This is a genomic window from Streptomyces violascens, from assembly GCF_014649955.1.
Taxonomy (GTDB): domain Bacteria; phylum Actinomycetota; class Actinomycetes; order Streptomycetales; family Streptomycetaceae; genus Streptomyces; species Streptomyces violascens.
The window spans coordinates 238,583-261,923 of the sequence record NZ_BMUA01000001.1 but is presented as its reverse complement, the minus strand read 5'-3'; the positions used below and the strand labels follow the sequence as shown (position 1 = coordinate 261,923).

The 23,341-nt window shown below is 71.1% G+C and carries 18 protein-coding genes and 2 pseudogenes; 9 read left to right on the top strand and 11 right to left on the bottom strand.

Features of this window, described 5'->3' with window-relative positions; all coding sequences use genetic code 11:
• The first annotated feature begins 123 nt into the window (after positions 1-123).
• Together IE206_RS01245 and IE206_RS01240 are read left to right on the top strand one after the other, a co-directional pair.
• The gene (locus IE206_RS01245; RefSeq protein ID WP_189959704.1) at positions 124-1,662 is read left to right on the top strand and encodes a carboxylesterase/lipase family protein; all 1,539 of its coding nucleotides are present in this window, start codon (positions 124-126) and stop codon (positions 1,660-1,662) included.
• 42 nt (positions 1,663-1,704) lie between these two features.
• Entirely contained in the window at positions 1,705-2,352 is a 648-nt protein-coding gene (locus IE206_RS01240; RefSeq protein WP_189959702.1) for an HAD-IA family hydrolase, read from the top strand.
• A gap of 293 nt (positions 2,353-2,645) precedes the next feature.
• On the opposite strand, the gene IE206_RS01235 is transcribed toward IE206_RS01240, so the two are convergent.
• The 5 genes from IE206_RS01235 to IE206_RS01215 form a co-directional block, all read right to left on the bottom strand.
• Positions 2,646-3,449: a maleylpyruvate isomerase family mycothiol-dependent enzyme gene (locus IE206_RS01235; protein ID WP_189959700.1), complete on the bottom strand. Its 804-nt coding sequence runs from the start codon at positions 3,447-3,449 to the stop codon at positions 2,646-2,648.
• A 408-nt stretch (positions 3,450-3,857) separates the two neighbouring features.
• Positions 3,858-5,084, bottom strand: coding sequence for a cytochrome P450 (locus IE206_RS01230; RefSeq protein ID WP_189959697.1), 1,227 nt, complete (start codon positions 5,082-5,084; stop codon positions 3,858-3,860).
• Positions 5,085-5,131: 47 nt separating this feature from the next.
• A complete protein-coding gene (locus IE206_RS01225) occupies positions 5,132-6,346 on the bottom strand; it encodes a cytochrome P450 family protein (RefSeq protein WP_189959695.1) in 1,215 nt (404 codons plus the stop codon).
• Positions 6,343-9,489 carry an amino acid adenylation domain-containing protein gene (locus tag IE206_RS01220; RefSeq protein WP_189959693.1) on the bottom strand — a complete coding sequence of 1,049 codons (3,147 nt, stop codon included), beginning with the start codon at positions 9,487-9,489 and terminating at the stop codon, positions 6,343-6,345. The genes IE206_RS01225 and IE206_RS01220 overlap by 4 nt, the downstream gene beginning before the upstream one ends.
• A gap of 78 nt (positions 9,490-9,567) precedes the next feature.
• Complete coding sequence (locus tag IE206_RS01215) at positions 9,568-10,038, bottom strand: pyridoxamine 5'-phosphate oxidase family protein (RefSeq protein WP_226598613.1); 471 nt, start codon at positions 10,036-10,038, stop codon at positions 9,568-9,570.
• Positions 10,039-10,289: 251 nt separating this feature from the next.
• On the opposite strand from IE206_RS01215, the pseudogene IE206_RS42300 reads away from it, so the two are divergent.
• A pseudogene (locus IE206_RS42300) lies at positions 10,290-10,470 on the top strand (DUF4440 domain-containing protein); the annotation flags it as partial.
• An 82-nt stretch (positions 10,471-10,552) separates the two neighbouring features.
• Here the strand turns inward: IE206_RS42300 and IE206_RS01210 are convergent.
• From IE206_RS01210 to IE206_RS01200, 3 genes and pseudogenes are all read right to left on the bottom strand, one after another.
• Entirely contained in the window at positions 10,553-11,050 is a 498-nt protein-coding gene (locus IE206_RS01210; protein ID WP_189959689.1) for a VOC family protein, read from the bottom strand.
• Positions 11,051-11,211: 161 nt separating this feature from the next.
• Entirely contained in the window at positions 11,212-11,352 is a 141-nt protein-coding gene (locus IE206_RS01205) for an ASCH domain-containing protein (RefSeq protein WP_189959687.1), read from the bottom strand.
• A 29-nt stretch (positions 11,353-11,381) separates the two neighbouring features.
• A pseudogene (locus IE206_RS01200) lies at positions 11,382-11,789 on the bottom strand (DNA glycosylase AlkZ-like family protein); the annotation flags it as partial.
• 354 nt (positions 11,790-12,143) lie between these two features.
• Here IE206_RS01200 and IE206_RS01195 point away from each other — a divergent pair.
• Positions 12,144-13,292 (top strand): macrolide family glycosyltransferase, encoded by a 1,149-nt coding sequence (locus tag IE206_RS01195; protein ID WP_189960715.1) that lies wholly within the window; start codon positions 12,144-12,146, stop codon positions 13,290-13,292.
• 59 nt (positions 13,293-13,351) lie between these two features.
• Here IE206_RS01195 and IE206_RS01190 read toward each other — a convergent pair whose 3' ends face one another.
• From IE206_RS01190 to IE206_RS01180, 3 genes are all read right to left on the bottom strand, one after another.
• Positions 13,352-14,668: a cytochrome P450 gene (locus IE206_RS01190; RefSeq protein ID WP_189959685.1), complete on the bottom strand. Its 1,317-nt coding sequence runs from the start codon at positions 14,666-14,668 to the stop codon at positions 13,352-13,354.
• 80 nt (positions 14,669-14,748) lie between these two features.
• Complete coding sequence (locus IE206_RS01185) at positions 14,749-15,264, bottom strand: GNAT family N-acetyltransferase (protein ID WP_189959683.1); 516 nt, start codon at positions 15,262-15,264, stop codon at positions 14,749-14,751.
• A gap of 55 nt (positions 15,265-15,319) precedes the next feature.
• Positions 15,320-16,834, bottom strand: a complete 1,515-nt coding sequence (locus IE206_RS01180) for a DUF8189 domain-containing protein (protein ID WP_189959681.1) — start codon at positions 16,832-16,834, stop codon at positions 15,320-15,322.
• Between the two features lie 337 nt (positions 16,835-17,171).
• Between IE206_RS01180 and IE206_RS01175 the strand changes: the two genes are divergently transcribed.
• The 5 genes from IE206_RS01175 (at position 17,172) to IE206_RS01155 (ending at position 23,323) form a co-directional block, all read left to right on the top strand.
• On the top strand, positions 17,172-17,978 hold the full coding sequence (locus tag IE206_RS01175; RefSeq protein WP_189959679.1) for an FHA domain-containing protein: 807 nt from the start codon (positions 17,172-17,174) through the stop codon (positions 17,976-17,978).
• 5 nt (positions 17,979-17,983) lie between these two features.
• Complete coding sequence (locus tag IE206_RS01170) at positions 17,984-19,444, top strand: serine/threonine-protein kinase (RefSeq protein WP_189959677.1); 1,461 nt, start codon at positions 17,984-17,986, stop codon at positions 19,442-19,444.
• Between the two features lie 301 nt (positions 19,445-19,745).
• Complete coding sequence (locus IE206_RS01165; RefSeq protein WP_226598611.1) at positions 19,746-20,765, top strand: LGFP repeat-containing protein; 1,020 nt, start codon at positions 19,746-19,748, stop codon at positions 20,763-20,765.
• A 201-nt stretch (positions 20,766-20,966) separates the two neighbouring features.
• Positions 20,967-21,524, top strand: a complete 558-nt coding sequence (locus tag IE206_RS01160) for a PadR family transcriptional regulator (RefSeq protein ID WP_189959675.1) — start codon at positions 20,967-20,969, stop codon at positions 21,522-21,524.
• A gap of 74 nt (positions 21,525-21,598) precedes the next feature.
• The gene (locus IE206_RS01155) at positions 21,599-23,323 is read left to right on the top strand and encodes an acyl-CoA dehydrogenase family protein (RefSeq protein ID WP_189959673.1); all 1,725 of its coding nucleotides are present in this window, start codon (positions 21,599-21,601) and stop codon (positions 23,321-23,323) included.
• Positions 23,324-23,341 lie beyond the last annotated feature (18 nt).

Here is a 23,341-nt window from a genome sequence, read left to right as displayed (position 1 = left end):
GGAAAATGGCTGGCGCGGCATGCGGACACGGCGGATCATCCGGAGAGCAGGGGGCCGTGCGCCCGCCGGCTTCCTGGGAAACCTGAGATTTCCGGGAATCCTGACGTTCCTGAGGGGGCCGCGATGACTGTTGCCGGGTCCGGGGCGGCCGGTACGCGGCCCCAAGTCCGTGCGATGGGCGGGGAGTTGCGGGGTTGCTGGGAGGCGGGGACAGCGGTGTTCCGTGGCGTCCCGTTCGCCGAGCCCCCGGTCGGCGCGTTGCGGTTCGCCGAGCCGCGGCCGGTACGGGGATGGAGCGGGGTGCGGGAGGCGGTCTCGTACGGCACGCCGCCCCCGCAGGGTGGCCACTTCGGCATGGACGCGCTGGCGCGGGACACGGGCGACCACGACTGGCTGACGGTCAACGTCTGGTCGCCCGAACCGGGCCCGGGCGCGGGGCTGCCGGTGATGGTGTGGTTCCACGGCGGCGCGTACACGATCGGCATGTCCGGCCTCCCGGAGTACGACGGCGGCAGGCTCGCTCGGGACGGCGGCGTCGTCGTGGTGACGTTCAACTACCGTGTGGGGCTCGAGGGTTTCGCGCGGGTCGAGGGCGCTCCGGCCAACCGGGGGCTGCTCGACCAGATCGCCGCGCTGGAGTGGGTGCGCGACAACATCGAGGCCTTCGGCGGCGACCCGGGCCAGGTCACCGTCTTCGGCCAGTCGGCGGGCGGGGGATCGATCGCCTCGCTCCTTGCGATGGACCGTACGGCCGGGCTCTTGCGCCGGGCTGTCGTACAGAGTGCCCCCGGCACGTTCTTCTCGCCCGAGCTCGCCGCGGACATCACGGCCGCCTGCGCCGCAGAGCTGGGGCTGAGTCCCACGGTGGCCGACCTGGCCGGTGTCACCCCGGACCGGCTGTCCGCCGCCGGGGACGCGGTCACCGCGAAGATCGACCAGTGGGCGCACCGCTGGGGCCGGCCCGCGCACCGGTCGATCCTCTTCGCGCCCGTCGTCGACGGCGAGGTCCTGGCCACCACGCCGTGGCAGGCCCTGGCCGACGGTGCAGGCCGTGACGTCGACCTGCTCGTCGGTCACACCCGCCAGGAGCAGCGCCTGTTCAGCGCGCTCGACGGCCTGCTCGGCGCGGTGACCGAGGAGCAGGCAGCGACCGCCCTTCGCACCTTCGCCCCCGGTCCGGACGGTGAGCGCCGCTATCGGGAGGCGTTCCCGACGGCGAGTCCGGACGAGCTGTACGAACTGGTCCACTCCGACTGGCTGTTCCGCATGCCGTCACTCCACCTCGCCGAGTCCCAGATCGCCGCCGGAGGCCGAGCCCACGTCTACGAGCTGACCTGGCCCGCACCGGGCATGGGCGCTGCCTTCGGCGCCTGCCACGGCCTGGACGTACCCCTGGTCTTCGGCAACCTGGACCGCGGCCGGCCCGCGATGCTGATCGGCGCGGGACCTTCTCCGGAGGCAGAGGCCCTGTCCGCCCACATGCGTACGGCGTGGACGTCGTTCGCCGCCCACGGTGACCCCGGCTGGCCCGCGTACGACACCCGCCGACGCCGAGTCCAGCTCTTCGACGCCCGGCCCGCTGTCACCGCGTACCCGGAGGAGTCCTCACGCCTGATCTGGCGGGACCATGCGTTCCCGGTACTGCCGCTGGTCAGCGGGTAGCCTCCGGCGGCCCGGGCGCGCGGCGGCTGGCATGATCACGGCGTGATTGACGAACATGTACGGCAGCCCGGGACCGGGAAGCGTGTCCTCTTCGATGTCGACGGCACGTTGATCGATGCCGTGGAGAACCAGCGCCGGGTGTGGGCGGCATGGGCGGCCCGGTACGGGCGCGACCCGGAGGAGACCTACCGGGTGGCGCTCCGCACCAGGCCCATCGAGACCTTCGCGGAAGTCGTCCCGGACCAGGACCCGCGGGAGTGCCTGGCCGCATTCCACGCGCTGGAGGACGAGGACGTACGGTCGGGGGTCTACTCGGCGTTCGACGGCGCGCGGGAACTGCTGACCGGCCTGGTGCCCGGCACCTGGGCGTTGGTGACCTCCAACTATGAGCACCGGGTGCGGGGGCGATTCGCCCGTACGGGGCTCCCGATGCCGGGCGTCGTCGTGGACGCGGCCGCCGTGGCCGAGGGCAAGCCGTCGCCCGTGCCGTACTTGCTGGCCGCCGAGCGGCTCGGTGTCGAGCCCGCGGACTGCCTGGTAATCGAGGACGCCCCCTCGGGTGTGACGGCGGGAGTGCGGGCCGGCATGACGGTGTGGGGCGTCAACGCGGCGGTCGCGGTGGCGGGCGTACACCGGCACTTCGAGACGCTGAGCGCAGCGGTCCCGGAGATCCTGGCCTTCGCCGCGTGACGCGCCGATCACGTCCCCGCACGGCCCGTCGCGGACTCGACACCTCTCATCGGCTGGGCCGACAACGAGGGGCCATGGAACGCCCCGTCGCAGCACGCTCACCTGCTGCCCCTGGTTCAGCTTCTCAAGAACGCCGGCTCGGGCAGGTGCCTTGCGGTCGGCAGTGGGGCTGTCCGAGCCGTTACGTGCAAGGCAAGCAATAAGTGGCCGTTCTGGAAGTGACCAACTGTAGCCCCCGAGAGGACAACGGGGGGCATCTGCGGCCGCAGTCCGCCCCCACACGAAGGAGCCTTTTAAAGCGGCGGGACCAACTTGAAGTAGCGCTCCAGGAGTGCGGCATCGCCTCGGACCTCCAGGTTGTCGGAGGGGATCCGGTGCCACAGGAACAGCATCAACTGCGAAGCAGTGGCGGTCAGTTCGACGTCGCAGTATCCGGTGCCCTCGTTCAGCAGGACGCCCTCGGGATCCATCTGCACGACCCAGAGGCCGAAGCCGTCGGACTGCCGGAACCGGAGCCGTTCGCCCTGCCCCGCCGGTGCGTTCTGGCGGGCGCGGCGGGCGGGAGCCATGACCTCGAAGGTGTGGCTCACGGCGTCGGCCGCAAGCTGCCGGTCCACGGGCTGGGCCGTCCCCAGGGCGTGCTCGATGTCCCAGCGGTGTACGGCCGCCTCGATGGCCTGCATGCGCCGCCAGAACCCCACGGACTGCTCGTCCGACCAGGACCACACCCGCTCGGCGGGATCGTGTTGGGCGAACAGCGAGGCCAGGGCGGACGCCCCGTCGTGGAACCAGTCGAGGAGCCCGACGGGCAACGGGCCGCGATTCGGGGCGAGTTGGGGATCGGGCCAGCCCGCGGTGTCTGCCGGCAGGGGCAGGAAGGTGAAGTCGTTGTCGTCCGGGCGGTCTACCAGCCCCTCGCTGATCACGTGGATCACATAGCGGTGCACGGCACCCAGATGAAACACGAGATCGGCCACCGACCAGTCCGGGCACGACGGGACGAGTGCCACCCCGTCGCCTCCCACCTCCCTCGACGCCGCACGGGCCGCGCCTTCGAAAGCCTCGACCTCGCGACGGAACTGGGCGACGTAGTCCATGGTTTCGGCACTCCTGACGCGACGCTGTATGTATCTGCATCGCCAACGTACCTGCGTGGGCGGCGAGTTGGGCGAGAACCCCGCAGGGGTCGTTCCCCCTCCATGGAGGCGCGGGCAGCCAGCCCGGCGCAGCACCGGGGTCGGCTGTTCCGCGACCCGTGGCCTCGACCGGGATACGGTCGTACAGGCCGAGGACCAGCTCGAACCCCTGCGCCGGGCGCAGGCATCTTCACCGTGCACGAGCTCAAGCGCGTCGCGCGCAACGCAGCCGAGGAGGTCGAGCGGCGCGAACGGCTCCGGGCCCAGCGCCACCCGAACGCCGGGACCCGCAGCCGACTGCCATGATCGAGCGCTTGGCTCCAACGGCTGTGCCGCGGCTCCTCACGGCCGGAACAGCCCGCTGGGCTCTCACCACCTAACAGGGATCTCCGACGCCATGATGGCCATGCGGTGAGGATGCCAGGTGACCTTCTCCGGCGGTACGGCCAGGCGGAGTTCGGGCAGGCGGGCGAGGAGGGTGCGGAAGGCCACGTCGGACTGGCGGCGGACCAGGTGGGCGCCGGGGCAGTGGTGGCGGCCGTAGCCGAAGCGGAGATGCGGGTTGGGGGAACGGGTGGGGTCGAACGTCTCGGGGTCGGAGAACGCCGCCGGGTCGTGGTTCACCGCGTCCAGGGAGAGCAGGATCATCTCGCCCTCCTTCACCTCGGCGGAGCCGAGCCGTGCGTCCTGGGTGACGAAGCGCGGGATCGCGTTGCCCAGGACGACGCTGCAGCGCAGCAGTTCTTCGACGCAACTCGGCATCGTTTCCGGGCGGGCTCGTACGGCGGCCATGGCCTCGGGGTGCTGGAGGAGGTTGAAGGCCGCCACGCCCAGGAAGCTCGCGAAGTCCTCGTATCCGCTGACGAAGAGGACGGACACGACGTTGGAGAGCTGACGGTCCGTCAAGCCACGGTGTGCGGCATTGAGGTCGGCCAGGCGGTCCGCCAGGCCGCGGGGCTCGCCGGGGCTGCGGGCGGCCATGTGCTCGTGCATGTATACGCGGATCTCCTCCCAGTTGCGGGCGAGTTCCTCGTGGGTGGGTGTGACCATGGTCAGGTCCAGGTCGGCCCGCACGGCGAGCCAGGCGTGGTCCTCGAAGGGCAGGCCGAGCAGTCGGCACATGCACTGGGCGGCGACCCGCTCCGCGAAGTGGTACTGCAGGTCGGCCGGGCCGCCTTCGCGGACCATCGCGTCCAGGCCCTCGCGGGTCACGCCTTCGACCCAGTCGGCGGGCAGCGCGGGCTGGTCGCGGCCGAGGGCCTTGAGCACCTCGTCGCGCAGGCCCGCCTTCTGGAGGTGGTTCATCGCGTCCAGGAGTTCGGGCGCGATGATCGGGGCGTCCTGCCCCGGGCTGTCCGCCTGGCCCAGCACGGAGCGGCCGAAGGCGCGGTCGCGGAGCACGTGCTGGGTCAGCTCGTAGTTGGTGACCAGCCATGCCTCGTCGCCGGAGTTGGTCCTGACCCGCGCCACGGGACAGCGGCCCTGGAGTTCGGCGAGCTCGGGTGCGAGCCCGTCGCCCCGGGTGCTGAAGGGGTAGTGGGGGAGGGGATCCTCGGTCGGGGTTTCCTTGGAGGCGGGTGCTTGGGGGGTGGTCACGGGGTGCGGGCCTTTCTCCTGGGTTGCGTACGGGAGCGGGGGTGTCGTCACCAGCGCACGGGCAGCACGGCCGGGGCGCGCAGCGGGGTGGACTCGTCCCAGGGGATGGTCTGCGCGGGCACGGCCAGTTCGATGCCGGGGAGCCGTTCGAGCAGTACCTCGATGGCGGTGGCGAGTTGGAGACGGGTCAGGTGCCCGCCCATGCAGGAGTGCGGGCCGTGCCCGAAGGCGATGTGGGCGTTGGGGGTGCGGGTGAGGTCGAGGCGGTCGGCATCGGCGAACTGCTCCGGGTCGCGGTTGGCGGACGCGGGCACCGGCACGACCGCGTCACCGGCGCGGATCTCCTGCCCGTGCAGGGTGAAGTCCTCCGTCGCGACGAGGATGTTGATGGCGTTCATCAGCGGCACGTACCGCAGCAGCTCCTCCACCGCGGTGCCGATCCCCTCGGGTGCCTCGCGCAGCCTGCCCAGCTGCTCGGGGTGGGTGAGCAGCGCGAGCAGGGCGTTGCCGGTGTGCTGGATGTTGGTCTTGTAGCCGGCCATGAGCATCGTGACGACGAAGCTGACGACATCGTCCCGGGTCAGCCGGTCCCCGGGGCGGTGTGCCTGCGCCAGGAGCAACCCGATGTAGTCCTCGCCGTAGCCGTCCTTCTCCCGGCGGGAGATGAGGTGGTCGGCGTAGTCCTGCAAGGCGTACAGCGCCGCGAGCACCTCCTCCATCGAAAGCCCGGATGCGCCCAGGAGTGTGAGGGTGTGCGGAAGGTAGACCTCGCGGTCCTCGTACGGCAGGCCGACGGTCTCGCACAGCACACGCAGCGGCAGCGGCTCGGCGTAGGAGGCGACGAGATCGGCCGCCTTGCCATCCGCTGCTTCGCCCACCATCGCGTCGACGAGTTCTTCGGCCATCGCCCGGATCCGGGGCCGCATGAACTCCAGCTGCCGCCGCCCGAACATCGGCAGGACGGCGCGGCGCACGCGCTCGTGGTGCTCGCCGGTCATCTCCAGGAAGGTCGGCAGGGCGGGCGGCGGGGCGTCGGCCCCTTCGCGCGGCGGCCAGGCCGAAAGGAGCGGCCGGATCAGCCGGGGGTCGGCGAACGCGGCGCGCGCCTCCTCGTAGCGGCTGATCAGCCATCCGGTCTCGCCGTTGGGCAACTCCGCCTGAACTACTGGCTGTTCGGCGCGCAACCGGGCGTATGCGCAGGGTGGTCCCGCGGTGCCCGGCTCGACGTCCGGGACGGGGATGAGGGCTTCCGGACGACTCATGCGGCGTGCTCCGATTCCGCCGCGGCGGCGCGCGGCGTGCCAAGGCCCGGCGCGTGTGCGGGGCGCGCGATGTAGCCGGACGTGAAGAAGTACTCCAGGTAGCGGTCGAGCAGCGCGGAGTCGACCGGCGGGCAGTGCAGTCCGCTGCCGGCCAGCGCCTGTTCGGCGTTGCTCCGGCCCAGGACCGGGAAGGTGCCCTTGAGGTACATCTCCTTGACGGACATGTCGGCGTGGCGGCTGCGGTCCACGCACAGCGACACGAAGGGCGTCGTGGCGCTGGTCGGGTTCGCGGCGACGTACCGCACCAGCTCACCGACCCACTGGGCGTACGGCAGCGTGCGCAGGGCGATACCCGTCGCGCGCATCCGCTCCAGGACGTCCGACAGCATCGCCGGGCGGGGGTTGGTGAGGTGGTAGACCCGGCCGTCGGCCTGCTGGTGGGTGGCGATGTGGACCACCGAGTCGGCGAGGTGGTCGACGGGGACGAAGTCCATCGGCAGCTCGATGTCGGGGGCCAGACCCGTTTCGGCGATCGTCTTGAACAGTGAGCAGATCGCCGTCTCGGTGTTGCAGGCGCCGTGCACCCGGTCGCCGGTCACCTCGTACGGCCGGTACACGGCCACCGGCAGTCCCTGTTCGGCCGCCCGCCGCAGGACACCTTCGGCGACCCACTTGCTCTCCGCGTAGCCCATGGTGAGCCCGTCGGCGTGGGCGGGCGGCAGGTCCTCGGCGACCTCGCGGACCCCCGCGGTGCCGAATCCGGCGACGACGGCGACGGTCGACACGAAGTGCACCGGCACGCGTCGGGGCGCCGCGATGCGGATGACCTCCCGGGTCCCGTCGACGTTCGCCGGACGCAACTGCTCGTACGGATAAAGGAAGTTGACCCTCGCTCCGTTGTGCACGACAAGGTCGAGGCGGCGGGCCAGCTCGGCGGTGTGTGTGGTCGACAGGCCAAGGCCCGGCTGAGTCAGGTCGCCGGGGAAGCACTCCACGCGACGCCAGTCGGCCTCGTCGAGGCGCAGCCCGTAGCGGGCGAGCGTGGTGCGCACCCGCTGCTCGGCGTGTGCCGGGCTCGTCGCCCGTACGGGGCAGTGGACGCGGGCGCCCGTCGAGCGCAGCAGACGGTGCAGCAGGAACGCGCCGACGAACCCCGACGCTCCGGTGAGCAGTACGTCCTTGGGATCCCGCGGGCGCGGGGCCGGGCCTTCGGCGGGCGGCAGCGCGAAGCCGAGCTCGGTCTCGCCCACGAAGTCGACGACGGGCTCCGGCCCGGCCGCCCGGCCGGACCCGCTCCGGGCGTCGCGTACGGCGGCGGTGAAGCCCTCCAGCGTGGGCGTGGCAAGGAGGGCCCTGATCAGGGTCGAGCCGAGGGCGGCGTCGAGGTTGAGCACGGCGAGTGCGCGGGTGACGACCTCGGAGGCGAGCAGGGAGTCGCCGCCGAGGAGGAAGAAGTCGTCCTCGGGCAGGGGGCGTACGCGCAGCACCTGCTGCCACACTTCGGTGAGGACGTCGAGCAGGCCCTCGACCTTGCCCTGTGTGGGGTGATCGCCGGTGAGGGGTGCGGTGGACTTCAGACGACTGCGGTCGATCTTGCCGCCGCTGGTCACCGGCAAGCGCTCCATGGGTATGAGGGCGGGGACGGCCTGCGGGGGCAGCCACTGGGCGCAGTACGTGCGCAGGGCGGCCAGCGGCGGGGGGCTCCCGGGTGTGACGGCGGTGACGTAGGCGGTCAGGGTGCCGCAATCGGCCTCGACGACGGCTTCGCCGACCTCGGGGTGGGCTCGTAATCGGGCCTCCACCTCGTCGAGTTCGATACGCACGCCGCGCAGCTTGACCTGGCGGTCGAGGCGGCCGCGGTACTCAAGGAGCCCGTCGGCGCTCACCACGGCCCGGTCGCCGGTCCGGTACAGAAGGCCGCCGCCCGGTTCGACGGCGGGCAGTGCGACGAACCGCTCGGCGGTCAGCCGAGGGTCGCCGAGGTAGCCGAGGGCAAGGCCGTCCCCGCCGACGTACAACTCGCCTTCCTCGCCGGGCCTCGCCACCGATCCGTCCGGCCGCAGGACATGGCAGGTGGAGGCGCCGAAGGGGCGGCCGAGGGGCACGCTCGCGGCGTCCTCGGGCAGCGGGCTCAGCACGTGCGCGGTGGAGACCACGGCGTTCTCGGTCGGGCCGTAGAAGTTGACCACCGTCGTGTCGGGGCAGGCCGCGAGGACAGCGTTCGCGAGGCGCGGGTCCATCGCCTCCCCGCCCGCGGAGACGAAGCGCAGCGAGGCCAGCGCCTCGGGACACGTCCGGGCGACCAGGTGGAACACGCTCGTCGTCAGATACGCCACGGTGACGCCGGCCGCCTGGAAGAGCCGTTCCAGCGCGGCGGGGGAGAGCAGCTCCTCGCGGTCGGCCACGACCAGGCAGGCCCCGGTGAGCAGCGCGCCCCAGATCTCGATGGTCGAGGCGTCCGAGGACAGGCCGTACGCGTGCAACACCGCGTCCCCCGGTCCGGGCGGGGGCAGTTGGGGCTCGGAGAGAACCAGGCGCACCACGCCGCGGTGGGGTACGGCGACGGGCTTGGGGCGGCCGGTCGTGCCGGAGGTGAAGGCCACGTAGGCGCAGTCCGTCGCGGAGCCGGTCCGGGCGGTGGAGCCCGGCCGGGTGAGTCCGTCGGTGGCGCGGCCGAGCGGACCGACCTCGACCGACGCGCGTAGACCACGCACGCGGCGCGTACTGCCCGGCAGGGTGACCGCGGCACTGAGCCCCGCGTCCTCGGCCATGGCCCGCAGCCGGGCCGGCGGAAGGTCCTCGTCGAGCGGTACGTACGCGCAGCCCGCCTTGAGGATGCCGAGCATCGCCACCAGCGCCTCCAGCGAGCGGCTGCCGCACACGCCTATCAGCTCTCCGGGGCGTATGCCGTGCGCGGTCAGGCGCGCCGCCAAGTCATCTGCATGGGCGTCAAGTTGGCCGTACGTCACGACGCGCTCTCCGTGCCGCGCCGCCGGGGCGTCCGGCCGGGCCGCGGCCTGCGACTCGAACAGCTCCGGGATGACGCTGTCCCGCGGGTAGCCGGGCGCGGGCGTGCCGGCCGCCGGGCGCGGAGGAACGGATAACGGGCGTGACGGGGCTAACGGAACATCGGTGTGGTTCATCAAGTCCTTCTCGGTCGAACGGCTTGCGTGCGCCGGGCCGTTGACGCGGCCGGCGCGGGGATTGCGGGGTGGGGGCGCTCAGCCGGTGTTGCCACCCGCCCCTTCTTCGGCGAAGTCGGCCGCGAACGCGGCGAAGTCGGCGCTGCGCCAGCGTTCGGGGCGCATGCGGAAGAGGATGTCGTCGGTGAGCTGGGCGGAGGTGGCCGTCAGGTACGCGCGCGCCTCCTCGGGGTCCAGATAGCGATGGGCCAGTGCTTCGCGCACGGCCGGGGGTATCGGGTCCTCGATCGCCGTGACCGGCCCCTCGACGCTGACGTACCGGTACGGCCGCCGCTCGTCCTGCACGCAGAGGCTGAAGCGCGCTGCGGTGCGCAGGAGGCGCGACTTGATGTTCTCCCGGTTCGTACCGACGACCACCTCGCCTCCGGGCTCGTACCCGTACCACACCGGCACGATCAGGGGCGCCCGGTCGCCGCCGCGGGAGTCGGTGACGCCGAGGACACCGACGCGTGGCTCCGCGAGGAATCGCTCGCGGTCCTGACGTGGCATGGAGGGAAGCATGTGTGGGGCTCCTGTCTCGATGACGTGGCTGAGGGATGTGGCCGAGGTGGCTGTTGTGAGTGTCACCGCGGCGAGCAATGGTGGGAACGAGTGATCACTCCCCGGCGGAATAGCCGATAAACTTGTGGTTTAGGCTGTTTTAAGCCGGTTTCGGCGATGCTATGTCCGGTTGTGGGGGCGTCGGGGACGGAACGCGGAAAGCCCACGCCACCGCCGGCGGCCTACGACAACTTCCTGCAGTGGCTTTCGCCCACGCCCTGCTGCGCTGCGGCACGCCCGAGGAGCTGGCCGGTCGCCTGGATTTACGTTTGCGGCTGTCGCTCGGGCTGCGTGAGGAGCGCGGCCGTTGGGTGGTGGCGCACGAGACCCCACCACTCGTTTCCGGATGTGTCGGATCCGGGGGGCGATCAGTCGGCCTGATGGCGTCGGACCTCGGACCTCTGACCTCGGGGCTTGGACAAGCAGCCCGGATTCTCCGTGGCCGACGCCGGCCTGCCCCCCGTCAGCCGAGGTCGGGCTTACGGCCGGGGAAGAAGTCGGCGCCCTGGACGTACTCCATGGCCTTGGTGAACTCCGGGTCGCCGAAGCGGCGTTGCATCTCCTGCGGGCTCACGTCTTCCACGTGCGTCTGGATCCAGTACAGGTTGCCCAGGGGATCGCGCACCCGCCCGACGCGGTCGCCGAAGGACAGGTGGGTGACCTCGGTGACCGAAGTACCCCCGGCCGCGACGGCCTGACGGTGCACGGCGTCGGCGTCCTCGACGTACAGGCGGAGGAAGGCAGGTGTCGGCGGCCACTCCGGGCGTGCGTCGAACATCATCACCACCGAGTCGCCGATCCGCACCTCGGCGTGCTCGACGGTTCCGTCCGCGCCGACGAGGCACGCGAGTTCCACCGCCCCGAAGGCCCTCTTCAGGTAGTCGATGAGTTGCAGCGTGTCCCGCGAGATGATCCACGGCGTCACGGTGCTGTATCCCTGGGGAACCGGCTGGACCGACATGTGACTGCCTCCTGGGGTGGGAGTGTCCTGGCTCGACGTGGTGATGACAGTAGTCATGGTCTGGGTCAGGTTCGGTCCTCTATGGGAACCCTGAACGTGACACCGCGGGGGCCGCCCCGCGGTGTGACCACGCGGATGGACACTCCCGTTGATGCCCGGGGTCAGGCCTTCCGTTCCGCCAACCGGAAGTGAACGATGGTGACGTCGTCGGCCGGCCCGATGTCGGGGTAGTGGAACCGCAGCCTGTCGTGGAGCTCGGCCAGATCACGAAAACCGTCCGCGTGGGCGTCCATCTCGGTCAACTGGGTGACGGTCTTCGCGGTGACCCGGGTGACTCACGTACCGGCGCGCGATGCACCATCGCGAACTGCGCCACGTCCGCCACCGAGGCCGGCCCGAACCCTGCCAGGTAGCGCAGGATCAGGGTCCGCAGGGCCTCCGGGTCCGCTGCCCGGCCGGTGGGCCCCGGCCCCGTCCCGGCCGCCACGAAGGACGACCGGGCACCGAACGACCACGGCGGGCCCGACGGAGCGTGGCGCAGCGGCGCGTACGCCTTCAGCCCCCACCAACCGCCTTCCGCCTTCTCGACACCGAGCCGCTCCTCTACCCACGCCCGCATCTCAGCCATGCTCCGCGGCCGGTCCGCGAAAGCCAGCAGCTCAGGCACCAGCTCTTCGGCATCCGCGGGCGTCAGCCCTGCCGCGGCGAACCGGTACCCGAGCCGCGAGCCGCGTCGACGAGCTGGAAGCCGCCGCCCCGAAGAGCGTCAACCCGTAGGGGGGCCAGGGAAGTTGCCGTGCATGCCGGTGCGTCGACCCTGGGCGGAACACTCCACACGTGCGGTCGACCGAAAAAGAGGTGCTGGAAGGCGGGCGGCGGGTTAGGGTCGCCGGCATGAACCTCTTCCAGCTCTACGGCTGACACGCGGTCGGGGAAGCGTCCCGCTTCACCCCGCACACCCGCGTGCGTACGCGCCTGCGACCGAGTCTCTCGGGCAAGGCCGACGCACCGGCTTGCCGTGTCCCTTTCGCCGTAGACCTGAAATGAGTGACCCACTGTGCCTTCCGCGTTCCCTCGCCGTGCCCACATCGCGATGGTCGGCATCCCCGCCGTCAGTCACGTCCTGCCCAGTCTTGAGATCATCCGCGAGCTGGTGGCGCGGGGTCACCGGGTGAGCTACGCCAACGACCCGGCCGTGGCCGGCCTGATCACACCCACCGGCGCCGAATTCGTTCCCTGCACCTCCGTGCTGCCGGTCGCCGACAACAACTGGCCCGACGAACCCTTCGCCGCGATGGGGCTCTTCCTCGACGACGCCATGCAGGCGCTCCCGCAGCTGCGCGCCGTTTACGACCGGGCCCCGGCGGACCTGTACCTGTACGACATCGGCGCCTACGCCGCGCGTGCCCTCGCCGAGTCCCAGGGCCGGCCGCTCATGCAGCTGTACCCGACGTTCGTCGGCTGGGACGGCTACGAAGAGGAGGTTGCGGTCCATCTCCGGAAGCTGCCGGGCGCCGACGCGTACCACGCCAAGTTCGCGCAGTGGCTGGCGAGTTGTGGAGCGACCACCACGGGCGTGGACGAATTCTCCGGTCCTCCCGCCCGGGCCCTGGCGCTGATCAGCCGGGCGATGCAGCCGCACGCCGACCGGGTCGACACCGACACGGTGACCTTCGTCGGGCCCTGCTTCGACCCACGTTCGGAGATGGCTGGTTGGACCCGCCCGGCGTATGTGGAGCATGTGCTCCTCGTGTCCCTGGGGTCGGCGTTCACCCGTCAGCCCGAGTTCTACCGGCAGTGCCTCGCGGCCTACGGCGACCTGCCCGGCTGGCACGTCGTCCTCCAGATCGGCAAGTACACCGACCCGCGCGAACTCGGCGACATCCCCTCCAACGTCGAGGTGCACTCCTGGGTCCCGCAGCGGGCGATCCTGGAGCAGGCGGACGCCTTCGTCACGCACGCCGGTATGGGCGGCTGCAGCGAAGGACTCATGTCCGGTGTCCCGATGATCGCCGTGCCGCAGGGGGCCGAACAGCCCATGAACGCCGATCGGCTCGTGGAACTGGGCGTGGCCCGCCGCATCGACACCCCGGACGCCACCGCCGAGGCCCTCCGGGCAGCCCTCGACGACCTGGTCACCGACCCGGAGGTCGCCCGGCGTTCGGCACAGCTGCGTGCCGACGCACGGTCCGAGGGCGGCACCCGGCGCGCGGCCGACCTCATCGAGAACATGCTGGTCTGAGCACATCGGAGGTCGCCGGGGTGGTGGAGCGGCGTCCGCTTCACCACCCCGGTCCCCGGTCAGCGGCGCGGGCTCACGGTCATACGGATGTCATCCTCCGCCCACAGCACGAACCGCTCGATCGGAGTCACATCGTGTCCGGGCACGGGCCGGAACCGGAAGCGTTTGAGCAGGACGGCAAGGACCAGTTGGGCCTCGATCACCGCCAGGCCGGCTCCCTCGCAGCTGCGCGACCCGATACCGAAGGGAATGTAGGCCAGCCGCGGCCGCTTGGCCACCTCCTGAGGGGTGAACCGCTCGGGCACGAACTTCTCCGGCTCGGGCCAGTAATCGGGGTTCATGTGCACCGCCCAGAACGGATAGAACACCGTCGTCCCGGCCGGGATCTCGTACTTGCCCAGGGCGATGGCCTCGGTCGTCTCGCGCGCACCGTACGGGCCGGGCGGATAGAGCCGCATCGACTCCTTGAAGACCATGTCGAGGTGGGTGAGCCGTCGTAGGTCGGCGTACTCGGGCGCCGGGCGGTCACCGAGTACGCGGTCCAGCTCGTCGGCGACGCGGTCGGCCGCCTCGGGATGGCTGCCCAGCAGATGCAGGGTCCAGGAGACGGCCACGCCGGTGGTGTGGTGGGAGGCGAGGAGCGACATCATGACGGTGTCGCGGATCCGGGCCGGCCGCTCGCCCGCCTCGACGAGCGCGCCGATCAGGTCGCTCCTGTCCGTGCCGCCGCCGGATTCGTGCGCGGCGACGATGCGGTCGACCGTCGCCCGGAGGTAGGCGAGAGCCTCCTCCGCCCCCTTGGCGCCCTCCTCTCCGGCATCCGGGGCCGGCGCCTCGTAGAGCCGCCCCAGGTATGCGGTGAGCACTTCCTCGAACGCGGCGATGACGGCGTCCGGGTCCTCGGCGTCGCCTCCCAGCGCGTACGCACAGATCATCCGTAGCGTCAGCGTGGTGAGGTCCTTCTGCAGCGCGACGGGCTCCTGGCCGGCCCGTTCGGCCCAGCGGTCCGCGAGCGCTGTCGTCAGCTCGGTGAACCGCGCGAAGTGCCGCTCGTGCGACGGGCGTCCGGCCAGCACCGAGAGCAGCAGGCGCCGTAAGGGCGTGTGCTCGTCGGCCGGAAGCACCTGCAGGTTCCCCGCCTCGAACAGCGGGGCCAGGAAGTCGAAGAGCCGCTCCGGTCGCTTGTTGATGTGCGCCGTGGCCTCAAGGAGTACGGGATCGGCGACCGAGACGGCCGTCTCCGCGCCCGGGAGCTGGAACCGTACGACCGGCCCGTACTCGGCGTGCAGCCACCGCTGGTAGTTGTGCAGTCCGCCCGCCGCCGCGATCGCGCCGACACCGTCGTCCGTACGGGGCTCGGGACCGGGGATGTTCATGGCCGCTCCTCATGGTTTTCGGAACATGTCCATGAGCATCCGCGATTCACGCGTCGTCCACCAGAGCCCTTCCTCCCGCGTCAGTGGCTCGCCGTCGGCTCCGTAGCCAGGTCGAGGGTGAACGCCACCCGGTCGAGCCCGGGCCCGTCGTAGTCCGGCTTCACCTCGGAGGCCGAGAAGCCGAGCCGGGTGTGGAATGCCTGTGACGCGGTGTTCTCCGGGCTGGTGATGCAGTGCACATAGCGGCGGCCCTGTGACCGGGCGAGTGCGAAGAAGGCCCGGTAAAGGGTGCGTCCGATGCCCCGTCCGTGCAGAGCCGGGTCCACGCCGACGAAGTGCACATAGGCGGTTTCGGGCTCTGTCTGCGACAGGAAGCCGACCAGGAACGCCGCGACCTCGCCGTCGGCACGCTCGACCAGAAAACTGGTGGTGGTGAAGTGCTGGAAGTACAGCCGGGGCAGAAGCAGCGCGCGTTCCGTCGCCCCTTCCGCCCCCTTGAGGCCGCCCCACCAGGTGTCCAGTACGGCGAGCACGCGGAGATGGTCGTCACAGGCAGGGTGCCGGGCGCTGAGGCCGGCGGGAAGATCTTCGATCACCTGGGCAGTCTGACATCGGCTCTGTCTCCGCGCGAGGCGCTTTGTCGTGTGAGGCTCAACTCACCCCAGGGCCAGGACTGTTGGCGAGCCAGGACCATTCGGACCACGTGCTGAAGCCCGTCTGCCACCTGTGGTGGACTCCCGCGCGGCTGGTGCCGAACACCTCGATCCGGCCGTCCGCGTTGGTGGTGGCCGCGATCTCGGTGCCACCCTCGCCGAAGGCGGCCCAGTCTCCGTAGCGGGCGTTGACTCCGGTCTGCCAGGTGTGCATGGCCACGTCGCCGTTGATGGCGAACACCTCGACCCGGCCGTCGGGAGTGCGGTCGCTGGCGAGCTGGGAGTTGGCGGGTCCTGCCGCGGGCTCCCACTCCGACCAGCTGGCGCTCCCCGTCTGGTACTTGTGGAAGACGCCCACCGGGCCGGAGGCGAACACCTCCAGGCGCCCGTCGGCGTTGTGGTCGACCGTCAGGTCGTGCCCTCCGCCGCCGAAGTCGTCCCACGCCGACCAGCCGCCGTTGACGGCGGTCTGGTACTGGTGCTGGAAGGTGTTGTCGTTGAGCGCGAAAACTTCGAGGCGGCCGTCGGGCGCCTTCTCCATCTCGATACGGCCGGAGCTCGGCCCGCCTCCCGTGGACTCCCATGCGGACCACCCGCTGTTGGGAGCGGTCTGGTACGTGTGGAACACCCCGGACGGGCCGGAGGCGAACACCTCGAGCCGTCCATCGGCGTTGGCCCCGGCGGTGACGTAACGCCCACCGGTGCCGAAGCTCTCCCAGCCCGACCAGCCGCCGGACGGGGACGTCTGGTAACGGTGCTGGAGTACGTCACCGTTGAGCGCGAACACCTCCAGGCGTCCGTCGGCGTTGGGTGCGACCGCGAGCTCCGCGCTGCCCGGCCCGCCCAGCGCCTCCCACTCCGACCAGGCGCCGTTCACCTGCGACTGCCACGCGTGATGGACCCCGTCGGCCCCGGCGGCGAACGCTTCGAGCCGTCCGTCGGCCGAGCGCGTCGAGACCATCCGGCCCGACTCGACCGGATACACCAACGGCTTGGGCCGGGGCCCGCCGCCAGGGGTGCACGGCAGTCCCACGCCGCGTTCTTCGAGGTAGGGGATGGGGTCGATGCCGCGGATGTCGGTCGAGGTACCCACGCGCACCCGCAGGTGGAGGTGCGGGCCGCTGGACTCGCCCTCGCTGCCCATGAGCGCGATGCGCTGCCCGGCCACCACGTGCTCGCCGACGGCGACGTCCCGCTGGTACATGTGCCCGTACTCGGTCACCGTGCCGTCCGGGTGCAGAATGCGGATCCACTGGCCGTAGCCCTGCGCCGGGCCGGAGTTGATGACGTCGCCGTCGCCGACAGCGTAGATGGGTGTCCCGTAGGCGTCGGCGATGTCGATCCCGTCGTGGGCGTCGCTGTAGCGCTGGGACACGAAGCCGGTGGTGGGGCACGATCCGGCGAATCCGGCGGTTTGGGCGGCCGCCGGGGACGCGGTCACCAGCGACGGCAGTACGGCGGCGGCCGCGGCGAGCGCGAAACCCAGCGCGCGCCGGGAAAGACCGTGAAGCACGTGGCGTTCCTCCCCCTCGGGATCCCTTGCGATCCCTTCGAGATCCCTTTGGGATGCCTTGAGAACGGGTCGGGGTGGACGGTAGCCGCGTACGCCCCGCGGCGGCACCCGGAACGCTACGGGCTGACAAACGGCCGGGGAGAAGACATCCGCCGCCCGCCTGTGAAGGAAGCCGGTGGAGGCCGACGCGAGCCCCGGCGGCACCCCGATGGATCCGGACAGAACAACCCCGCTTCCCGCGTACGAAATCGGCCAGATCCCAGGAGTTGACCGATCGTCAGGATGTGTAACGTTCGATCTGAGTGAGGTTCGGTGACGCGGGGGCGAGGAGGGGGCAGTGAGTGGGGTAGTGATCCATGTGCCGCAGGGGTACGGCGAGGTCGCGGGTGAGCCGTCCGGTGACGCGGTGACGCTGCGGCTCGGACCGGGCGAGGTGGCACGCTTCGGGCGGGGCTCCGCGACGACCCCCGTCGAGCTCCGCCTCGACGACGAGGCGATCTCCCGGCTCGCGGGCGAGATCAGGGTGACGGACGACCACTGGCAGCTCAGCAACCTCAGTACGACGCAGAGCTATCTCGTCGAGAACCCGGAAGGGGCCGGGGAGTATCTGCGCGTGCCGCCACGGCGGGCCGGAGCCCCCATCCCCTTCGAGTTCTCCCGGGTCGTGCTGCCCACCCGCCGCAACACCACGGTCGCCTTCCAGGTGTTCGCACCGGACCACGTCTACCTCGACCCGGACGGCATGGGCGGCCAGTGGGGAAGCCGAACCGTCACGGCGTACTCCCTGGACGAGACGGCCCTCTACTTCCTGATCCTCGTAGCGCTCTGCGAACCGCGGCTGCGCGACGAGTCGCCCGTCGCGGTGCCGACCACGCCCCAGATCGTCGAACGGCTCAAGGGGCACCCCGCGTGCGCCCGGCTCACGGCGCGGGCGGTCAGCTCGCACATCGACTACCTCGCCGACGAGAAGATGCGGATCAGCGCACCCGCCGAGTCCGGGCCCCGCAGGGAAGCCCGCCGCAACGGCAAGCGGGAGGCGATCGTCGGGCTCGTGCTGCGCTTCGGCCTCGTACGGGAGGAACACCTCGCGCTGTTGCCGCCCCGGACCGGGGGCGCCGCGCAGGAGCGGGGGACGGCGGGATGACAGACATGCCCGCACACCGTGACGGCCGGCGGACCGGAGGGGATACGGTGCACCGTCCGGCCGACACTTCGGGAAGTGACCGTACGGAACTGCTGCCGCCCGGCTACCGCGTGAGCCGCTGGGAGGTCACCGAGTCGATCGGTGCCGGCGGATGGGCAACTGTCCATGCGGGACGGCTGGTTGAGGGTGACGCAGATGAGCAGGAGGCCGTCGCGCTCAAGGTGCTGCCGACCGCCGGGCTCGCCCCGCGCCAGGCCCGCAAGGTGGCCGAAACCGCCCGGCGGGAGGTCGAGTTCGGCCGCCGGTCCTCGCACCCGAGGCTGATCCGCCTCCTTGACACCGTCGTACTGAGCGAACCCGACCACCCCTTCCTCGACGGAGCGATCGTGCTGGTCATGGAGCGGGCCGAGCGCAGTCTGCGGGATCTGCTCGATGCCGGGGTGAGTGAGGCCGAAGGCGCCCGGCTCGTCACCGAGATCTGTGAGGGCCTCGCCCATCTGCATCGCAGCGGGTGGGTGCACGGCGACCTCAAACCGGACAACATCCTGCTCATGGCGGACGGTTCGGTGAAGCTCTCCGACTTCGGGCTCGTCACCGAGCTGACCGGCACCCACGGCACCCATGGGTACGCGCCCCCGATGGGCACCTTCGACTACCTGCCGCCCGAGCGCTGGAAGGCGCCGCTCGGCGAGCAGGGCGTCGAAGTCCGGCCGAGCGCCGACATCTGGGCCCTGGGCATCACCATCCACGAGCTCTTCGCCTCCGGCGCCTCGCCGTTCCCCGGCGCCACCCCCATGGCGCGCGGCGCCGCGACACAGGAATACGCCGACGGGCGGGCGCCGCTGCGCCTGGACGGTGCGGTGCCGCCGTTCTGGCGGGCGCTGACCGCCGACTGCCTGGCCCCGACGCACGCCGCCCGCGCCGAGCACACGGCCGAGAGCCTCCTCGCGCGCATCGCCGAGCGGCCGCCCACAGAGACGGACGCCCCTGCGCCGTCCGGGCGGCCCGGGGTCCGCCGACTCGGACGAAGACGGGCCGCGTTCGTCACCCTCGCGGTGTGCGCGGTGGGCGCCACGATCTGGCCGCACGTCGAGGGCGGCACCGCTTCCGGCGCCACGGCCGCCGAACCGCCCGGCCGGATCCGGGTGTTCAACGCCGACCAGGGATGCCGGGGCCGTACCGACAAGGACCCGCAGTGCAGCCTCGGCCTGGCGATCGACCCGATGCGGCCCTACACCGTCGACAACGTCGTGCCGACCCGGGTGTGGCACGGCGACGAACTCGCCGTCGACTGCTGGCTCGCCGCAGGCATGCAGATCATCGACGAGGCCGACACGCACTCGGCCGAGTGGTATCGCGTCCGGCTGCCGCGGGACTCCGGCCGGCCCACCGCCTGGCTGCCCGCCGTGCGCACCAAGGACCGCCCTGCCGTCCCCGACTGCCCGGCTCCCACCCCCGCCCGGTGAGGGGTTCCCGGCGAACCCGCCGAAAACCCCCACCGCTACGGGTGTCCGATGCCCGCCCCCGTACCTCGCCACGGCCCATCACCTTGCTCGGCAGGGTAGTTGGGCCGCGGCTGTGGGGCACCGGCGCACGACTCGACTCCATCGCGGATCCTCGCCCGTGTCACTCCGGATCGTTCCGGATGCCGGGCCGCGCGCTCCCGCGGCTACCTTGCGGACCGTCGGTCCCCGGACCGCGCCCACCCCTCACCGGGCCACGAACCTCCCACGAGGCACGTATCCCGATCGACGAAGGAGCAGCCACGTGCATGGTTCAACCGCACGGCGCGCGAGACTCGGAACAGTGATGCTGCTGGTCGCGACCGCCGTCTCCACCCTGGCCGGACCGGCGCGGGCACAGAGTGCCAAGGACGTACCCGGTCCGCTCGGGCACGCCGCGACGGCCGAGCTGTTCTGCGGCATCCCCGCCGAGCGGGACATCGCGGTGACCCGCAAGGTGTACGAGGTCGGCCAGCGCCGCGGCGTGTCCGACAAGGTGATGCTCGCCGGCTTCGAGACGGGCTGGGTCGAGTCCCGTATGAACAACCTGAACTGCGGGGACCGGGACTCGCTCGGCGTCTTCCAGCAGCGGCCCTCGCAGGGGTGGTGCAACCCCGACCAGTGCCTGGACGTCGACTACGCGGCGAACAAGTTCTTCGAAGTGGCTCAGCAGATGGAGCCGAACTGGAACACCGCGGGCGAGCTCGCCCAGGCCGTCCAGCGCTCCGCCTACCCCGAGCGCTACCCCCAGGCGGAGGGCTACGCACGGGAGTTGATGGGTGAGGCGTTCCAGCCGTACGGCACGATCGGGGCGAAGTACGCGGGCCTCGGCGGCCCGAACGGCCCGCTCGGCCTGCCGCTGCGCGCCGAGGAGGACGCCCGGCTCGGCGGACGCTTCCAGCTCTTCCAGAACGGCATCGTCCTCTGGCACCCCGACTCGGCCTTCGCCATCTACGGGGACATCCTCAAGAAGTACTGGGACACCGACTCGGAGCAGCGCTGGGGCTTCCCGACGATGGACGAGGCCGACGGAGCGCAGGCGCCGGACGGGACCCGGGGCCGCTACCAGTTCTTCGAGCGCGGCCTGTTCACGTGGTCACCGCCGACCGGCGCGCACACCGTGCAGGGCGCGATCTACGACGCCTTCCACGCCGCGGGCCACGAGAAGGCACTGGGCTACCCCATGACCGACGAGGTCGACGAGGCGGGCGGCAAGGCCCAGCGGTTCCAGAAGGTCACCATCCACTGGACCGCGAGCCGGGGCACCTGGCTCACCGACAACTGAGCGGGCCGCGGCCGCGCCTACCGCTCATCCACCGACCAGGAGGATCTGCCATCCGCGACCTCGACGGCATCGAGAGCGGGCTCTGCAAGGCACAGCGCCCGGCGACGGCGCGTCGCTGCTGAAGGCACCGTCCAGGTGAGCCGTGTCTCACCTGGGCGGTGCCGCTTGTCTATGCAACGAGTTGCATAGAAGGATTCGGGCATGGCGCTTGAGCACGCGATTCTCGTCTCGCTGTTGGAGAAGCCGGGCTCCGGTTATGAGCTGGCCCGGCGCTTCGACCGGTCCATCGGCTATTTCTGGGCCGCCACGCACCAGCAGATCTACCGCATCCTCAAGCGCATGGAGAACGACGGCTGGATCGACGCCCGCGAGGTGGCGCAGCAGAGCCGGCCGGACAAGAAGGAGTACTCCGTCGCGGCGCCCGGCCGGGCCGCACTCTCCCGGTGGCTGCACGAGCCGATCGAACCCGAGAGCGTCCGGCACGAGCTGGCCGTGAAGATCCGCGGCGCCGCCTTCGACGACCCGGCCGCACTGCTCGACGAGGTGGAGCGGCACCGCCGGGCGCACGCCGACCGGCTCGCGCATTACCTCGCTGGGGAGCAGCGCGACTTCACGGGGCCCGACGCCCCCGAAAGACCCGACGCCGGGCAGGAGCTCCAGCACGTCGTGCTGCGCGGCGGCATCGCGTACGAACGCATGACGCTCGCCTGGCTCGACGACGTGATCGCCACTCTCCACCGGCTCGGCGCCCAGCGCTGAGCCGGTGGAGCAAGCTGCCCCTGAGCATCACACGTTCTCAGTCCCCGACCTCCCGACCCGGAAAGGCGAATGGCATGGCCGACGCGCTGCTGTTCAACCCGCGCACCTATGACCCGACCCACTTCGACCCCGAGACCCGCAGGCTGCTGCGCGCGACCGTCGACTGGTTCGAGCAGCGCGGCAAGCGCCGGCTGATCGAGGACTACCGCTCGCGCGCCTGGCTGGCTGACTTCCTCGCGTTCTCCGCCAAGGAAGGGCTGTTCGCCACCTTCCTCACCCCGGCTTCCGCCGCCGGGGAGGGCCAGGAGGACAAGCGCTGGGACACCGCGCGGATCGCCGCCCTCAACGAGATCTTCGGGTTCTACGGCCTCGACTACTGGTACGCCTGGCAGGTCACCATCCTGGGCCTCGGCCCGGTCTGGCAGAGCGACAACGAGGTGGCCCGTACCCGCGCGGCCGAACTCCTCGACCAGGGCGAGGTGTTCGCGTTCGGCCTGTCCGAGAAGACCCACGGCGCGGACATCTACTCCACCGACATGCTCCTGGAGCCGGACGGCGACGGCGGCTTCCGGGCCACCGGCTCCAAGTACTACATCGGCAACGGCAACGCGGCCGGCCTCGTCTCGGTGTTCGGCCGCCGCACCGACGTCGAGGGCCCCGACGGCTACGTCTTCTTCGCCGCCGACAGCCGCCACGAGGCGTACCACCTGGTGAAGAACGTCGTCGACTCCTCCAAGTACGTCAGCGAGTTCCGCCTGGAGAACTACCCGGTCGGCGCCGAGGACGTCCTGCACACCGGCCGAGCCGCCTTCGACGCCGCCCTGAACACCGTCAACGTCGGCAAGTTCAACCTGTGCACCGCCTCGATCGGCATCTGCGAACACGCGATGTACGAGGCCGTCACCCACGCTCATCAGCGCATTCTCTACGGCCGCCCCGTCACCGCCTTCCCGCACGTGCGCCGCGAGCTGACCGACGCCTACGTCCGCCTCGTCGGCATGAAGCTGTTCAGCGACCGTGCCGTGGACTACTTCCGCACCGCGGGACCCGACGACCGCCGCTACCTCCTCTTCAACCCGATGACGAAGATGAAGGTGACCACGGAGGGCGAGAAGGTCATCGACCTGATGTGGGACGTCATCGCCGCCAAGGGCTTCGAGAAGGACAACTACTTCGCCCAGGCGGCCGTGGAGATCCGCGGCCTGCCCAAGCTGGAGGGCACGGTCCACGTCAACCTCGCCCTGATCCTGAAGTTCATGGGCAACCACCTCCTGAAGCCGGCCGAGTACGCGCCCGTGCCGACCCGCCTCGACGCGGCCGACGACGCCTTCCTCTTCCGGCAGGGACCGGCCCGGGGCCTCGGTGCCATCCGCTTCCACGACTGGCGCACCGCCTTCGACGCGTACGCCGAGGTGCCCAATGTCGCCCGCTTGCGCGAACAGGCCGACGCGCTCTGCGAGTTCGTCACGACGGCCGCCCCCGACGAGGAGCAGAGCCGCGACCTCGACCTGCTGCTCGCCGTCGGCCAGCTGTTCGCGCTGGTCGTGCACGGCCAGCTGATCCTGGAGCAGGCACGCCTGACGGGCCTGGAGCAGGACGTGCTCGACGAACTCTTCGCCGTCCTGGTGCGCGACTTCTCCGCGCACGCCGTCGAGCTCCACGGCAAGGACTCCGCGACCGAGGCACAGCAGAACTGGGCGCTGGGCGCGGTGCGGCGCCCGGTCGTCGACGAGGCCCGCTCGGCCCGCGTCTGGGAGCGCGTCGAGGCGCTGGCGGGAACGTACGAGATGGCGCCGTAGCGGTTCTCGCAGGCTCCG

Coding starts and splice junctions, on each gene's coding strand:
- IE206_RS01245 (WP_189959704.1), top strand. CDS start 124: ATGACTGTTGCCGGGTCCGGGGCGGCCGGTACGCGGCCCCAAGTCCGT.
- IE206_RS01160 (WP_189959675.1), top strand. CDS start 20,967: ATGGCGCTTGAGCACGCGATTCTCGTCTCGCTGTTGGAGAAGCCGGGC.
- IE206_RS01190 (WP_189959685.1), bottom strand. CDS start 14,668: ATGAACATCCCCGGTCCCGAGCCCCGTACGGACGACGGTGTCGGCGCG.
- IE206_RS01210 (WP_189959689.1), bottom strand. CDS start 11,050: ATGTCGGTCCAGCCGGTTCCCCAGGGATACAGCACCGTGACGCCGTGG.
- IE206_RS01220 (WP_189959693.1), bottom strand. CDS start 9,489: ATGAACCACACCGATGTTCCGTTAGCCCCGTCACGCCCGTTATCCGTT.
- IE206_RS01155 (WP_189959673.1), top strand. CDS start 21,599: ATGGCCGACGCGCTGCTGTTCAACCCGCGCACCTATGACCCGACCCAC.
- IE206_RS01225 (WP_189959695.1), bottom strand. CDS start 6,346: ATGAGTCGTCCGGAAGCCCTCATCCCCGTCCCGGACGTCGAGCCGGGC.
- IE206_RS01235 (WP_189959700.1), bottom strand. CDS start 3,449: ATGGACTACGTCGCCCAGTTCCGTCGCGAGGTCGAGGCTTTCGAAGGC.
- IE206_RS01195 (WP_189960715.1), top strand. CDS start 12,144: ATGGTCGGCATCCCCGCCGTCAGTCACGTCCTGCCCAGTCTTGAGATC.
- IE206_RS01215 (WP_226598613.1), bottom strand. CDS start 10,038: ATGCCACGTCAGGACCGCGAGCGATTCCTCGCGGAGCCACGCGTCGGT.
- IE206_RS01170 (WP_189959677.1), top strand. CDS start 17,984: ATGCCCGCACACCGTGACGGCCGGCGGACCGGAGGGGATACGGTGCAC.